At 68.3% G+C, this 13,401-nt stretch carries 11 protein-coding genes and 1 riboswitch; of the genes, 4 read left to right on the top strand and 7 right to left on the bottom strand.

Annotated elements, in window-relative coordinates:
* Positions 1 to 71: 71 nt before the first annotated feature.
* The 3 genes from def to ACZ58V_RS02575 all read left to right on the top strand — a co-directional run bounded on the left by def (position 72) and on the right by ACZ58V_RS02575 (position 3,467).
* Complete coding sequence (gene def, locus ACZ58V_RS02585; protein ID WP_468187920.1) at positions 72 to 722, top strand: peptide deformylase; 651 nt, start codon at positions 72 to 74, stop codon at positions 720 to 722.
* Between the two features lie 295 nt (positions 723 to 1,017).
* Positions 1,018 to 2,103 carry an epi-isozizaene synthase gene (cyc1, locus tag ACZ58V_RS02580; protein ID WP_471287976.1) on the top strand — a complete coding sequence of 362 codons (1,086 nt, stop codon included), beginning with the start codon at positions 1,018 to 1,020 and terminating at the stop codon, positions 2,101 to 2,103.
* The gene (locus ACZ58V_RS02575) at positions 2,100 to 3,467 is read left to right on the top strand and encodes a bifunctional albaflavenone monooxygenase/terpene synthase (protein WP_471287975.1); all 1,368 of its coding nucleotides are present in this window, start codon (positions 2,100 to 2,102) and stop codon (positions 3,465 to 3,467) included. Before cyc1 ends, ACZ58V_RS02575 begins: the two co-directional genes overlap by 4 nt.
* Before the next feature lie 13 nt (positions 3,468 to 3,480).
* Here the strand turns inward: ACZ58V_RS02575 and ACZ58V_RS02570 are convergent, their stop codons facing one another.
* The 7 genes from ACZ58V_RS02570 to ACZ58V_RS02540 all read right to left on the bottom strand — a co-directional run bounded on the left by ACZ58V_RS02570 (position 3,481) and on the right by ACZ58V_RS02540 (position 11,757).
* Complete coding sequence (locus ACZ58V_RS02570) at positions 3,481 to 4,443, bottom strand: GlxA family transcriptional regulator (protein WP_468187926.1); 963 nt, start codon at positions 4,441 to 4,443, stop codon at positions 3,481 to 3,483.
* A 248-nt stretch (positions 4,444 to 4,691) separates the two neighbouring features.
* A complete protein-coding gene (locus ACZ58V_RS02565) occupies positions 4,692 to 5,699 on the bottom strand; it encodes a ribonucleotide-diphosphate reductase subunit beta (RefSeq protein ID WP_468187928.1) in 1,008 nt (335 codons plus the stop codon).
* Positions 5,699 to 8,074: a ribonucleoside-diphosphate reductase subunit alpha gene (locus ACZ58V_RS02560; RefSeq protein WP_468187930.1), complete on the bottom strand. Its 2,376-nt coding sequence runs from the start codon at positions 8,072 to 8,074 to the stop codon at positions 5,699 to 5,701. The genes ACZ58V_RS02565 and ACZ58V_RS02560 overlap by 1 nt, the downstream gene beginning before the upstream one ends.
* A 123-nt stretch (positions 8,075 to 8,197) precedes the next feature.
* A riboswitch (cobalamin riboswitch) is annotated at positions 8,198 to 8,336 on the bottom strand.
* A gap of 52 nt (positions 8,337 to 8,388) precedes the next feature.
* Entirely contained in the window at positions 8,389 to 8,895 is a 507-nt protein-coding gene (locus ACZ58V_RS02555) for a GNAT family N-acetyltransferase (RefSeq protein ID WP_471287973.1), read from the bottom strand.
* Positions 8,896 to 8,975: 80 nt separating this feature from the next.
* Positions 8,976 to 10,604, bottom strand: coding sequence for a monocarboxylate uptake permease MctP (gene mctP, locus ACZ58V_RS02550; RefSeq protein WP_471287972.1), 1,629 nt, complete (start codon positions 10,602 to 10,604; stop codon positions 8,976 to 8,978).
* On the bottom strand, positions 10,601 to 10,855 hold the full coding sequence (locus tag ACZ58V_RS02545; protein ID WP_382835897.1) for a DUF3311 domain-containing protein: 255 nt from the start codon (positions 10,853 to 10,855) through the stop codon (positions 10,601 to 10,603). Before ACZ58V_RS02545 ends, mctP begins: the two co-directional genes overlap by 4 nt.
* A 137-nt stretch (positions 10,856 to 10,992) precedes the next feature.
* Positions 10,993 to 11,757, bottom strand: coding sequence for a GntR family transcriptional regulator (locus ACZ58V_RS02540; RefSeq protein WP_215118602.1), 765 nt, complete (start codon positions 11,755 to 11,757; stop codon positions 10,993 to 10,995).
* Positions 11,758 to 12,071: 314 nt separating this feature from the next.
* On the opposite strand from ACZ58V_RS02540, the gene ACZ58V_RS02535 reads away from it, so the two are divergent.
* Positions 12,072 to 13,352, top strand: coding sequence for an extracellular solute-binding protein (locus ACZ58V_RS02535; protein ID WP_471287970.1), 1,281 nt, complete (start codon positions 12,072 to 12,074; stop codon positions 13,350 to 13,352).
* The last annotated feature ends 49 nt before the right edge of the window (positions 13,353 to 13,401 follow it).

The following is a 13,401-nucleotide window of genomic DNA, read 5'->3' as shown; positions in this document are numbered from 1 at the left end:
GGCGTCCGACACCGGCGTAATCTGTATCAGCATCTCAGCCCGGTTTGTTTCAGGAAGGCGTACGTAACGTCATGGCTCAGCAGGACACCGATCAGCAGCACGCGGGCGTGCTCCCCGTCGATGACGAGGGGTACGTGATCGACACGGAGGACTGCGAGGAGCGCGAGGCGGCCTGGCGGGAGCGGGGGATCTCGCGGCCGATCACGGTGGTCGGGAACCCGGTGCTGCACAAGGAGTGCAAGGACGTCACCGAGTTCGGCGAGGAGTTCCAGCAGCTCGTCGCGGACATGTTCGCCAGCCAGCGCACCGCCGAGGGCGTGGGCCTGGCCGCCAACCAGATCGGTGTCGACCTGAAGGTCTTCATCTACGACTGCCCCGACGACGAGGGTGCCCGGCACACCGGCGTGGTCTGCAACCCCAGGCTCGTCGAACTGCCCGCCGAGAAGCGCCGGCTGGACGACAGCAACGAGGGCTGCCTGTCCGTGCCCACCGCGTACGCCCCGCTCGCGCGGCCCGACTACGCCGAGGTGACCGGGCAGGACGAGAAGGGCAACCCGATCAAGGTGCGCGGCACCGGATACTTCGCTCGGTGTTTGCAGCACGAGACCGACCACCTGTACGGCTACCTGTACATCGACCGGCTCTCCAAGCGCGAGCGCAAGGACGCGCTGCGGCAGATGGCCGAGAACGAGCCCCGCTACCCCGTGGTCGCGAACGACTGAGGCCTCACGAGCACCAGGCGAACGGCGTCTGTTCGGGATTCCCGTCCCGAACAGACGCCGTTCGTCTGTGTCGTTCGCCTGTCCGTCGCACGTTCGATCGCTTCTGCTCTCCTGATGATCCGTCACCAGTCACACACCGGGAGGATCCCGGCACTGTGGGGGAGTGAATGAAGCAAATACGTTCCCAGAGCGGTCAGTTGTAGTGCTGAATGGGATGAGCGGGGTATGCAACGGCGCACGCCCGGCACGAAGGGAGGGGCGCCCGCGCCAACCGGCGGCTGAGAGGGGTTAGTTCGTGCATGCTTTGTCACACGGCACCACATCGACACCGACCACCATCGCAGTTCCACCGTCGCTCTCTCTCCCGGTGATCGAGGCGACGTTTCCCCGGCAGCTCCACCCGTATTGGCCGAAGTGCCAGGAGAAGACCCGGGCCTGGCTGCTCGAAAAGCGGCTCATGCCCGCGGACAAGGTGGAGGAATATGCCGACGGACTTTGCTACACCGACCTCATGGCCGGGTACTACATCGGTGCCTCCGACGAGGTCCTCCAGGCGATCGCGGACTACAGCGCCTGGTTCTTCGTCTGGGACGACCGGCACGACCGCGACATCGTGCACGGCCGTCCGGTCGCCTGGCGGCGGCTGCGGGACCGGCTGCACACGGCCCTCGACTTCCCCGGGGCGCACCTGCACCACGAGGACCCACTGGTCGCCGGGTTCGCGGACAGCGTCCTGCGGCTGTACGCGTTCCTGCCGAGGACATGGAACCTCCGGTTCGCCCGGCACTTCCACGCGGTGGTCGACGCATACGACCGGGAGTTCCACAACCGCACCCACGGAATCGTGCCCACGGTCGACGAGTATCTCCGGCTGCGCCGGCTCACCTTCGCTCACTGGATATGGACGGATCTCCTGGAGTCGGCCGCGGGATGCGAAATACCCGACCCCGTTCGGAAACACCCGGCATACCGTCGGGCGGCGCTGCTGAGTCAGGAATTCGCCGCCTGGTACAACGACCTCTGCTCCCTTCCCAAGGAAATAGCGGGCGACGAGGTGCATAATCTCGGAATCAGTCTCATCACCCATGAGGGGCTGACTCTGGAACAGGCGGTCGTTGACCTCAGGAACCGTGTCGAGAATTGCATAACCGAATTCATCGACATCGAACAGGAAGCATTACGGTTCGCCGACGACCTCGCCGACGGCACCGTGCGGGGAAAGGAACTGAGCGCCGCCGTGCGGGCCTGTCTGAGCAATATGCGCAACTGGTTCAGTTCCGTCTACTGGTTCCACCACGAGTCCGGCCGGTACATGGTCGACAGCTGGGACGACCGGTCCACGCCCCCGTACGTCAACAACGAAGCGGCAGGTGAGAAATGACCGTCGAGTCCGTGCAGCCCGAAGCCCTCGCTCCGGATCTGCGTGAGCCGCCCCGGGCGGGCGGCGGTGTCCCCGGCCTCGGTCACGGCTGGAAGCTCGTGCGCGACCCGCTGGCGTTCATGTCCCGGCTGCGTGACGACGGTGACGTGGTCCGCCTGAAGCTCGGGCCGAAGACCGTGTACGCCGTCACCACCCCGGAGCTCACCGGCGCGCTGGCGCTGAGCAACGACTTCATCATCGCCGGGCCGCTCTGGGAGTCCCTGGAGGGCCTGCTCGGCAAGGAGGGCGTGGCCACGGCGAACGGGCCGCGGCACCGGCGCCAGCGGCGCACCATCCAGCCCGCCTTCCGGCTCGACGCCATCCCCGCCTACGGTCCGATCATGGAGGAGGAGGCGCACGCGCTGACCGAGCGCTGGAAGCCCGGCGAGACCGTCGACTGCACCTCCGAGTCCTTCCGGGTGGCCGTGCGCATCGCGGCCCGCTGTCTGCTGCGCGGCGCCTCCATGGACGAGCGGGCGGAGCGGCTGTGCGTCGCGCTCGCCACCGTCTTCCGCGGGATGTACCGGCGGATGGTGGTCCCGCTCGGGCCGCTCTACAGGCTGCCGCTCCCGGCCAACCGCGAATTCAACCGGGCATTGGCCGATTTGCATCTCCTGGTCGACGAGATCGTCGCCGAGCGCCGGGCATCCGGTCAAAAGCCGGACGATTTGCTGACGGCATTGCTGGAGGCGAAGGACGAGAATGGTGACCCCATCGGGGAACAGGAGATCCACGATCAGGTCGTCGCGATCCTCACCCCCGGCAGCGAAACCGTCGCCTCCACGATCATGTGGCTGTTGCATATGCTCGCGGAACACCCTGAACAGGCGGACCGGGTGCGGGACGAAGTAGAAGCCGTCACCGGCGGGAGGCCGGTGGCATTCGAGGACGTCCGGGGACTCAGGCACACCAACAATGTCGTCGTCGAGGCCCTGCGTTTGCGCCCAGCCGTCTGGATTCTGACGCGCCGGGCGGTGCGGGACACGGAACTCGGCGGATACCGGATTCCGGCCGGGGCGGACATCGTCTACAGCCCGTACGCGATCCAGCGCGACGCGAAGTCGTACGAGCGGAACCTGGAGTTCGACCCCGATCGCTGGCTGCCGGACCGGGTCAAGGACATCCCGAAGCACGCCATGAGCCCGTTCAGCACGGGCAACCGCAAGTGCCCGAGCGACCACTTCTCGATGGCCCAGCTGACGCTGATCACGGCGGCGCTGGCCGCCAGGTACCGCTTCGAGCAGGTGGCCGGTTCGAACGACGCCACGCGCGTCGGCATCACGCTCCGGCCGCACGACCTGCTGCTGCGGCCGGTGCCGAGGTGACAGACGGTGATCGTCAGGCCGCTTCGGGGCCCCTGAACGTGCGCCGGTAGGCGTTCGGCGTGGTGCCCACCGCCCGGACGAAGTGATGGCGCAGCGTGGCCGCGTTGCCGAACCCCGTTCGGCCGGCGATCGCGTCCATCGTCTCGTCCGTCGCCTCCAGCAGACGCTGGGCCTCCAGCAGCCGCTGGCGCAGGACCCAGCGGTAGGGAGTCGTCCCGGTCTCCTGCTGGAAGCGGCGGGCGAAGGTGCGCGGGGACATGTGGGCGTGGGCGGCCAGCTGCTCGACGGTGACCTCCTCGTCGAGGTGGCGTTCCATCCACGCCAGCACGTCGCCGATCGTGTCGCCCTCGGAGTGCGGCAGCGGGCGCTCGATGTACTGGGCCTGGCCGCCGTCACGGTGCGGCGGCACCACCATCCGCCGGGCGATCTTGTTGGCGACCTCGGTGCCCTGCTCCTTGCGCACCAGGTGAAGGCAGGCGTCGATCCCGGCGGCCGTGCCGGCGGAGGTGATCACCGGGTCCTCGTCGACGTAGAGCACGTCCGGCTCCACGACCGCCCGGGGGTACTGCCGGGCGAGGTCCCGCGCGTGCTTCCAGTGCACGGCGCAGCGGCGGTCGTCCAGCAGTCCGGCCGCGGCCAGCACGAAGGCGCCGGAGCAGACGCTGAGCACCCGGGCGCCGCGGTCGACCCCGCGTCGCAGGGCGTCCAGCAGCTCCGGCGGGAACTCACGGGAGGCGTAGCTGTGCCCGGCCGGCACCGCGATCAGATCGGCCGTCTCCAGCCGCTCCAAGCCGTGCTCGACCTGTAGTGAGACGCCCGAGTTCATGCGCAGCGCCGGGCCCTCGGCCGAGGCGACCGCGAAATCGTAGACCGGCAGGCCGTCGTCGCTGCGGTCGGTGCCGAAGACCTCGCACACCACACCGAGTTCGAAAGGGTTCACGCCGTCGAGCAGGACGACGGCCACGTTCTGGAGCATGTCTCCAGTGTGCCTCGCCTGTGGCAGTAATTCGAGGGTCTACGGCAGTACTGCCACTGACGGTAAGGAGTCATCGGCGCGACAGTGGTGTCCATGGAAACGAACCAGGCACAGACCCTCATCGCAATGATCTTCGTACTCGGGACGCTGGTCCTCCTGGTCCTCCCGTCAGTGATCGGCATCGTGCGCGACAAGCGCGTCGACCGTCAGATCAGGGAGGCCCAGGAGGCCAGGGAGAGCGAGCGGGCTCAGAAGTCCTCGTCCAGGTCGACGGTGCCCTCCACCGCCACCTGGTACGCCGAGGGGCGCCGCTCGAAGAAGTTGGTCAGCTCCTGAACCCCCTGGAGCTCCATGAAGGAGAAGGGGTTCTCGGAGCCGTACACCGGAGCGAAGCCGAGCCGGCTGAGCCGCTGGTCGGCGACGCACTCCAGGTACTGCCGCATCGACTCGGTGTTCATGCCCGGGAGGCCGTCACCGCACAGGTCGCGCGCGAACTGCAGCTCGGCCTCGACGGCCTCCCGCAGCATGTCCGTGACCTGCTGCTCGAGCTGGTCGTCGAACAGCTCCGGCTCCTCCTTGCGGACGGTGTCGACCACCTCGAAGGCGAAGGACATGTGCATCGTCTCGTCGCGGAACACCCAGTTGGTGCCGGTGGCCAGGCCGTGCAGCAGGCCCCGGCTGCGGAACCAGTAGACGTAGGCGAAGGCACCGTAGAAGAACAGGCCCTCGATGCACGCGGCGAAGCAGATCAGGTTCAGCAGGAAGCGGCGGCGGTCGGACTGGGTCTCCAGCCGGTCCAGCTTCTCCACCGAGTCCATCCACTTGAAGCAGAACCCGGCCTTCTCGCGGATGGAGGGGATGTTCTCCACGGCGTCGAACGCGGCGGCGCGGTCCGCCGGGTCGGGGAGATAGGTGTCGAGCAGCGTCAGATAGAACTGGACGTGCACGGCCTCCTCGAACAGCTGGCGGGACAGGTACAGCCGCGCCTCGGGGGAGTTGATGTGCTTGTACAGCGTCAGCACCAGGTTGTTCGCGACGATCGAGTCGCCCGTCGCGAAGAAGGCGACCAGACGGCCGATCAGGTGCTGCTCCTCGGGGGACAGCTTGGCGAGGTCGGCGACGTCCGAGTGGAGGTCGACCTCCTCCACGGTCCAGGTGTTCTTGATGGCGTCCCGGTAGCGCTCGTAGAAGTCCGGGTAGCGCATGGGACGCAGGGTGAGCTCGAAGCCGGGGTCGAGAAGGTTCTGGGTGGTCATTACTGGCAGGCCTCGCAGGACTCGGGGTTTTCCAGGGAGCAGGCGACCGCGTCGGGGTCCGCCGTCGGCTGCACGGGGATGGTCTTCTCAGGCTGTGCCTGGGCCTGTGCGGCGCGGGCGATGCGGGTCGCCGGGCGCGAGCGCAGGTAGTACGTCGTCTTCAGCCCGGCCTTCCAGGCGTACGCGTACATCGAGGAGAGCTTGCCGATGGTCGGCGTCTCCATGAAGAGGTTCAGGGACTGGGACTGGTCCAGGAACGGGGTCCTGGCCGCCGCCATGTCGATCAGGCCGCGCTGCGGGACCTCCCACGCCGTGCGGTAGAGCGCCCGTACGTCCGCGGGGATCCAGGCGAACTCCTGCACCGAGCCGTTCGCCTCGCGCAGCGCCTCCCGGCTGCGGGCGTCCCACACACCGAGCCGCTTGAGCTCGTCCACCAGGTAGGAGTTGACCTGGAGGAACTCACCCGACAGCGTCTCGCGCTTGAACAGGTTGGAGACCTGCGGCTCGATGCACTCGTACACGCCCGCGATGGAGGCGATGGTGGCCGTGGGCGCGATGGCGAGGAGCAGGGAGTTGCGCATGCCGGTCGCGGCGACGCGCTCACGCAGGGCCGCCCAGCGCTCGGGCCAGGTCAGCTCCACGTCGTAGTGGTCGGGGTGCAGCACGCCCCTGGCCGTACGGGTCTTCTCCCAGGCCGGCAGCGGGCCGCTGCGCTCGGCCAGGTCGGCGGAGGCCTCGTACGCCGCGAGCATGACGCGCTCGGCGATCCGGGTGGAGAGCGCCTTGGCCTCGGGCGAGTCGAAGGGCAGGCGCAGCTTGAAGAAGACGTCCTGCAGGCCCATGGCCCCGAGGCCGACCGGACGCCACCGGGCGTTGGAGCGGCCCGCCTGCTCGGTCGGGTAGAAGTTGATGTCCACGACACGGTCGAGGAAGGTCACGGCCGTACGGACGGTCTCGTCCAGCCGCTCCCAGTCGATGTCCCCGCGGGTCTGGTCGACGAAGGCGCCGAGGTTGACCGACCCCAGGTTGCAGACCGCCGTCTCCCCGTCGTCGGTGACCTCCAGGATCTCCGTGCAGAGGTTGGAGGAGTGGACGACGTGGCCGGGCTCGGCCGTCTGGTTGGCGGTGCGGTTGGCGGCGTCCTTGAAGGTCATCCAGCCGTTGCCGGTCTGCGCGAGGGCGCGCATCATGCGGCCGTACAGCTCACGGGCGGGCAGGGTCTTCCTCGCCAGGCCCTTCGCCTCGGCCGCCCGGTACGCGGCGTCGAACTCCTCGCCGTACAGGTCGACCAGCTCGGGCACGTCCGAAGGGGAGAACAGCGACCACGGCCCGTCGGCGTTCACCCGTCGCATGAACTCGTCCGGCACCCAGTGCGCGAGGTTCAGGTTGTGCGTACGGCGGGCGTCCTCGCCGGTGTTGTCGCGCAGTTCCAGGAACTCCTCGATGTCGGAGTGCCAGGTCTCCAGGTAGACCGCGGCCGCGCCCTTGCGGCGGCCGCCCTGGTTCACGGCGGCGACCGAGGCGTCGAGGGTCTTCAGGAACGGGACGATGCCGTTGGAGTGGCCGTTGGTGCCGCGGATCAGCGAACCGCGCGCACGGATACGGGAGTACGAAAGACCGATGCCGCCCGCGTGCTTCGAGAGCCGCGCCACCTGGTGGTACCGGTCGTAGATCGAGTCCAGCTCGTCCTTGGGGGAGTCGAGGAGGTAGCAGGACGACATCTGGGGGTGCCGCGTGCCGGAGTTGAAGAGGGTGGGGGAGGAGGGGAGGTAGTCGAGGCGGCTCATGAGCCCGTAGAGCGCGGCGACCTCGTCGACGGACTGTGCCGTGTCGTCCTCGGCGAGGCCGGCGGCGACGCGCAGCATGAAGTGCTGGGGCGTCTCGACGACCTTGCGGGTGATCGGGTGGCGGAGCAGGTAGCGGCTGTGCAGCGTCCGCAGGCCGAAGTAGCCGAAGCGGTCGTCGGCGGCCCGGTCGATCAGCGCGTCGAGCCGGGCGGCGTGCAGGCGCACGAACTCGGCGGTCCGGTCGGCGATCAGGCCCTCCCGGTGGCCGACCGCGACGGACTCGGTGAAGGACGTGACGCCCTGCGAGGCGGCCTCGGCGCGGATGCCGATCGTCAGCAGGCGCGCGGCCAGCCGGGAGTAGGCGGGGTCCTCGGAGATGAGGCCGGCGGCCGCCTCCGTCGCGAGCTCGCGCAGCTCCGTCTCGTCCGCCCGCGCGGACCGGCCGCGCAACGCGGCGGCGGCGACCCGGCCGGGGTCGGCGTCGGGGAGATCGGCGGTCAGCTCGGTCAGGGTCCGCAGCAGCGCGGCACCGGGACCGTCGTGCTCTTCTTCGGCAGCTGAGACCGGTTCGGCTGGCGCGATGGTCACGTGGGGCTCTCCCTCGCTCGGCAAGGGGCCTCGCACAGGGCAGGGGGCAGCACACGAGCGCACACGGCGTCGCGTCCACCGGCCCATTCCACGAGGCCCGGACGTCAGGGCATCCCGGCCGGACGGCCGGGTGCGCTGTCGGCAGGTCCTCGGACTGAAGCGTGTGCGCTCCGCCTTGAGGGCGGATACGCACAAGTACACCGTTGCGGGACAGTTCCGGATTCGCACCGGATTCCCCTGCGGCGACAGCGAGCACGAGCATACATCTTGTGCTGGGTTCGGGTGACACCCCCAGATGTTGTGTCGTGCTGGTTTCAGAGTGTCAACTGATAAGTGAGGAGAGTGATGTCGTCCAGGTGCGGGAGCGGGTTCCAGTCGCGCTCGGGAGTGCGGGTGAAACCCAGGCGCTCGTAGATGCGGTGGGCCGCGCGCATGGTGCCCTGGGTCGACAGCACGACGCGGAGACAGCCGGGCGTGGCCCGTGCCCGGTCGACGCAGGCGCCCACGAGGGCCTCGCCCGTGCCGCGGCCGCGGGCGGCGTGCGCGACGGCGAGCATCCGTATCTCGGCCTCTCCAGGGCCGGCTATGTCGGCCATGGGGCCGCCGGACGGTACGAAGGTGACGCCGCCGAGGAGGGCGTCGTTCTCGACGGCGACCAGGACGTCGGCCGCGGCCGCCCGTTTGGCGACGTCCCGCAGTTCGTGGAGGTACTCGTCGCTCTCGCCGAAGTCGAGGAGGCCGTCGGCGAGGTAGGCATGGGCCGTTATCTCGCCGAGGGGACCGTACTCGGTGGGTTTCACTCGCCGGATCAGGGTGTCCATGGCGTGAGTGTGCACGACAGCGGGCCGCCGGTGTGGTCGATCACCGGCGGCCCGCTGCGGGCGTGCGTTCCCGGTCGGTTCTAGTGGGCGGAGCCCGCGGTGGCGGGCGGGAGCTCGACCTGGACCCCCGGGTCGCCCGCGTCGGCCGTGTAGTCCTCCGGCTTGGTCTCGTCGATGCCGTCGGGGGCCTTGAGGGCCTTCAGGGCGAAGGTGAGGACCACGGTCACCACCACGTTCAGGACGAACGCCGTGAGGCCGATGTAGCCGATCTCACCGATGCCGGGGATCTCCTTCGAGGAGCCGCCGAAGTGCTTCTGGGTCGGCGAGGCGACCCCGTACGCGGCGGCCGTGCCGTAGATCATGCCGACCGCCCAGCCCGCGAGCAGCGCCCAGCGGTGGAACCAGCGGGTGAACAGGCCGCCGACCAGGGCCGGGAAGGTCTGCAGGATCCAGATGCCGCCCAGCAGCTGGAAGTTGATGGCGACGGTCTTGTCCATGGTGAGGACGAAGGCCAGCGCGCCCACCTTCACCAGCAGGGAGACCAGCTTGGAGACCTTGGTCTCCTGCTCCGGCGTGGCGTCCGGCTTGAGGAAGTCCTTGTAGATGTTGCGGGTGAAGAGGTTCGCGGCCGCGATGGACATGATGGCCGCCGGCACGAGCGCCCCGATGCCGATCGCCGCGAAGGCCACGCCGGCGAACCAGTCCGGGAACATCGTCTCGAACAGCTGCGGGATCGCCAGTTGCCCGTTCTGCACCTTGATCCCGGCCGCGATCGCCATGAAGCCGAGCAGCGCGAGCAGACCCAGCATCAGCGAGTACAGCGGCAGGATCGTGGTGTTGCGGCGGATCACCTCACGGCTGCGCGAGGACAGCGTCGCCGTGATCGAGTGCGGGTACATGAACAGCGCGAGCGCCGAGCCCAGCGCCAGCGTGGCGTACGTCCACTGCCCCGCCTCCGGCGGTACCAGCGCACCGCGCGGCGCTCCCGTCGCCGGGTTGGTCTGGCTGTACGCGTCGCCCGCCTTGGCGAAGATCTCGTCGAAGCCGCCCAGTTTGATCGGGATGTAGATGATCGCCACCGCGATGACGATGTAGATCAGGGTGTCCTTGACGAAGGCGATCAGGGCGGGGGCACGCAGGCCCGAGGAGTACGTGTAGGCCGCCAGCACGCCGAACGCGATCAGCAGCGGCAGGTCCTTGATGAACCAGTTGGTGTCCTCGCCGCCGCCGACGCCCATCACGTCCAGCACGGCCTGGATGCCGACGAGCTGGAGCGCGATGTACGGCATCGTCGCGAGGATGCCGGTGACGGCCACGGCCAGCGACAGGCCCTTGGAGCCGAAGCGGCCGCGCACGAAGTCGGACGTCGTCACGTACCCGTGCTTGTGGGAGACCGACCACAGGCGGGGGAGGAAGGTGAAGATCAGCGGGTAGACCAGGATCGTGTACGGCACCGCGAAGAAGCCGGCCGCGCCCGCCGCGTAGATCGCCGCCGGTACGGCCACGAAGGTGTACGCCGTGTACAGGTCGCCGCCGAGCAGGAACCACGTGACCCAGGTGCCGAACGACCGGCCGCCCAGGCCCCACTCGTCGAGGCTGTTCTCGTTCTCGGCCTTGCGCCACCGTGAGGCCAGGAAGCCCATGACCGTGACGAGCAGGAAGAAGAAGATGAAGACGGCGAGCGCGACGCCGTTCACGCCGTCCTTCACCGCGCACCTTCCTTACGGGCGCGCTGGTCACGCTGCCACAGCTTGTACGCGGTCATCGTCAGCGCGGTGGAGATGAGCACCCACGCCATCTGGTACCAGTAGAAGAACGGGATGCCGATGAAGGCCGGGTCGGTCTTGGCGTAGGAGCCGACCCACAGCATGGCCACGAAGGGCGCTACGAGGCAGAGGGCGATGACGACACGCATCGGCGTCACCACCGGCCCTCTACTGGCTTCTGGGGCTTGCGACATCAAGCGGCTCCGTCCCCTCAGTGATCACCTGTGTAATGCGCAGGCAATCTAGGTCAGGGTGCGGCGGGAACGGAACCCCTCGTCCGCAATGCGGTACCCAATAGAAACCCGGGCCCACCAGTGGTCCGCGGCGTGCGCTACTCGACAGGCCGCTTCAGTCGTGCCACGAACTTGTACCGGTCCCCCCGGTACACCGACCGCACCCACTCCACCGGCTGCCCCTCCCGGTCCAGCGAGTGCCGGGACAGCATCAGCATCGGCAGGCCGACGTCCGTGCCGAGCAGGCCGGCCTCGCGCGGGGTGGCCAGCGAGGTCTCGATGGTCTCCTCGGCCTCCGCGAGGTGGACGTCGTAGACCTCGGCGAGCGCGGTGTACAGGGACGTGTACTTCACCAGCGACCGCCGCAGCGCCGGGAAGCGCTTGGCGGAGAGATGGGTGGTCTCGATGGCCATCGGCTCGCCGTTGGCCATGCGCAGCCGCTCGATGCGCAGCACGCGTCCGCCGGGCGCGATGTCGAGCAGGCCGGCCAGGCGGTCGTCGGCGGTGATGTAGCCGATGTCCAGGAGCTGCGAGGTGGGTTCGAGGCCCTGGGCGCGCATGTCCTCGGTGTACGAGGTCAGTTGCAGCGCCTGGGAGACCTTCGGCTTGGCGACGAACGTGCCCTTGCCCTGGATGCGCTCCAGACGGCCCTCGACGACCAGCTCCTGCAGCGCCTGGCGCACGGTCGTGCGCGAGGTGTCGAACTCCGCGGCCAGCGTGCGCTCGGGCGGGACCGGCGTGCCGGGCGCCTGCGTGTCCGTCATGTCGAGCAGGTGCTTCTTCAGGCGGTAGTACTTGGGCACGCGTGCGGTACGGACGGGCGCCCCGTTCTCGTTCTCCGCACTGCTGACGTCGGTGCTCATGCTCCGCCTTCCCGGCTCGGTCCGCCGACACGATCCCACTTGTATACCGTCGGCGCCGCTTTTGGTCTAGTCCACCACATCCAGTGGTCTACCCGAAGTATGGCGTGTGCAGTCGGCTTTTCGCTGGCTTATTACTTAAAGGACCCTGCATATGTAGGTCGCATAACGGCTGGTCAGAGCCTTATCGGGACTCTTGACAGGCCTCCTGGTCCGGGCCAAGCTCCTCCCTACTGGTCTACACCAATGGTCCAGGCCCGGCCCCACGTTCACTGCGGGGAGCCAGGGGGGTTGTGGGCATCCCTGAGGAGGGTGGCGTGAAGCGCAAGCTGATATCCGCGATCGGTATCGCGGGCATGATGGTCTCCATCGCGGCGTGCGGGGGCGAGGGCGGTGGTTCGGACAAGGGCGGCGCGGACGCCAAGGAGCTGACCGTCTGGCTCACCGTCGACGCCCAGAACAACTGGCCGCAGCTGGTGAAGGCCGCCGACGCCGCGGTGCAGAAGAAGCACCCCGGCCTCAAGATCAACCACGAGTACTACGGCTGGCCCGACAAGAACGCCAAGCTCGACGCCGTCCTCGCCACCGACAAGGCCCCCGACGTGGTCGAGATGGGCAACACCGAGATGCTCGGCTACATGGTCAAGGGCGCCTTCGCCCCCCTTGACCCGGCGAAGTTCGACAACTCCGACGCCTGGCTGGACGGCCTGAAGGCCTCGGTCACCTACGAGGACAAGACCTACGGCGTCCCGTACTACGCCGGCGGCCGCGTCGCCAACTGGCGCAAGGACATCGCGGCTTCGGTCGGGGTGAAGACGCCCCCGAAGACCTACAAGGGACTGACCACCGCCCTGGACAAGATCCAGAAGAAGGAGGGCGGCAAGTACAACGCCTGGTACCAGCCGACCCGCGACTGGTACGCGGCCATGTCCTTCGTCTACGACGCCGGCGGCGCCATCGCCACCGAGTCGGGCGGCCAGTGGAAGGCCTCTCTCTCCTCGCCCGAGTCCCTCAAGGGCCTCAAGGAGTTCAAGAACGTCGTCGACAGGTACATGCACGGCGACAAGACCAAGGACGAGTCCGACCGTTACATCGTCTACGGCCAGGGCAAGTCCGCCATGATCTTCGCCGCCGCCTGGGAGGGCGCGACCGCCGAGGATCCCAAGAACGACAAGACCGGCAAGCTCAAGGGCAACCTCGAGAACTTCGTGATGCCCGGCCCGTCCGGCAAGAACATGCCCGTCTTCCTGGGCGGCTCCGACCTCGCCGTGCCGGTGAAGTCCGACGCGCAGGACCTGGCCGCCGAGTGGATCAACGCGTACACCGGCTCCTCCGGGCAGAAGAGCCTGATGGCCAAGGGCAATCTGCCCAACAACAAGACCGACCTCGCGACGCTGAAGAACGACCCGGCGACGGCGGTTCCCGCCACCGCGGCCGAGTCCAACTGGTTCGTCCCGATGGCCCCCGGCTGGGGCCAGGTCGAGAAGGCGCAGATCCTGCAGACCATGCTGCAGAGCATCGGCACCGGCAAGAAGTCGGTCGAGGCCGCTGCCAAGGACGCGGACGCCGCGATCGACAAGGTCATCAACACCAAGTGACCTACGGGCGGGGCTCCCTCACCGGGCGGAGCCCCGCCGTCGCCAGAGC

The organism is Streptomyces sp. NPDC040589 (assembly GCF_055594445.1).
This window is presented reverse-complemented; position numbering and strand designations above follow the sequence as displayed.

Excerpts from the sequence above, each read along its gene's own strand:
- def (WP_468187920.1), top strand. The coding sequence starts at position 72 with ATGGCTCAGCAGGACACCGATCAGCAGCACGCGGGCGTGCTCCCCGTC.
- ACZ58V_RS02575 (WP_471287975.1), top strand. The coding sequence starts at position 2,100 with ATGACCGTCGAGTCCGTGCAGCCCGAAGCCCTCGCTCCGGATCTGCGT.
- ACZ58V_RS02555 (WP_471287973.1), bottom strand. The coding sequence starts at position 8,895 with ATGGACACCCTGATCCGGCGAGTGAAACCCACCGAGTACGGTCCCCTC.
- ACZ58V_RS02565 (WP_468187928.1), bottom strand. The coding sequence starts at position 5,699 with ATGACCACCCAGAACCTTCTCGACCCCGGCTTCGAGCTCACCCTGCGT.
- ACZ58V_RS02570 (WP_468187926.1), bottom strand. The coding sequence starts at position 4,443 with ATGCTCCAGAACGTGGCCGTCGTCCTGCTCGACGGCGTGAACCCTTTC.
- ACZ58V_RS02545 (WP_382835897.1), bottom strand. The coding sequence starts at position 10,855 with ATGTCGCAAGCCCCAGAAGCCAGTAGAGGGCCGGTGGTGACGCCGATG.
- ACZ58V_RS02540 (WP_215118602.1), bottom strand. The coding sequence starts at position 11,757 with ATGAGCACCGACGTCAGCAGTGCGGAGAACGAGAACGGGGCGCCCGTC.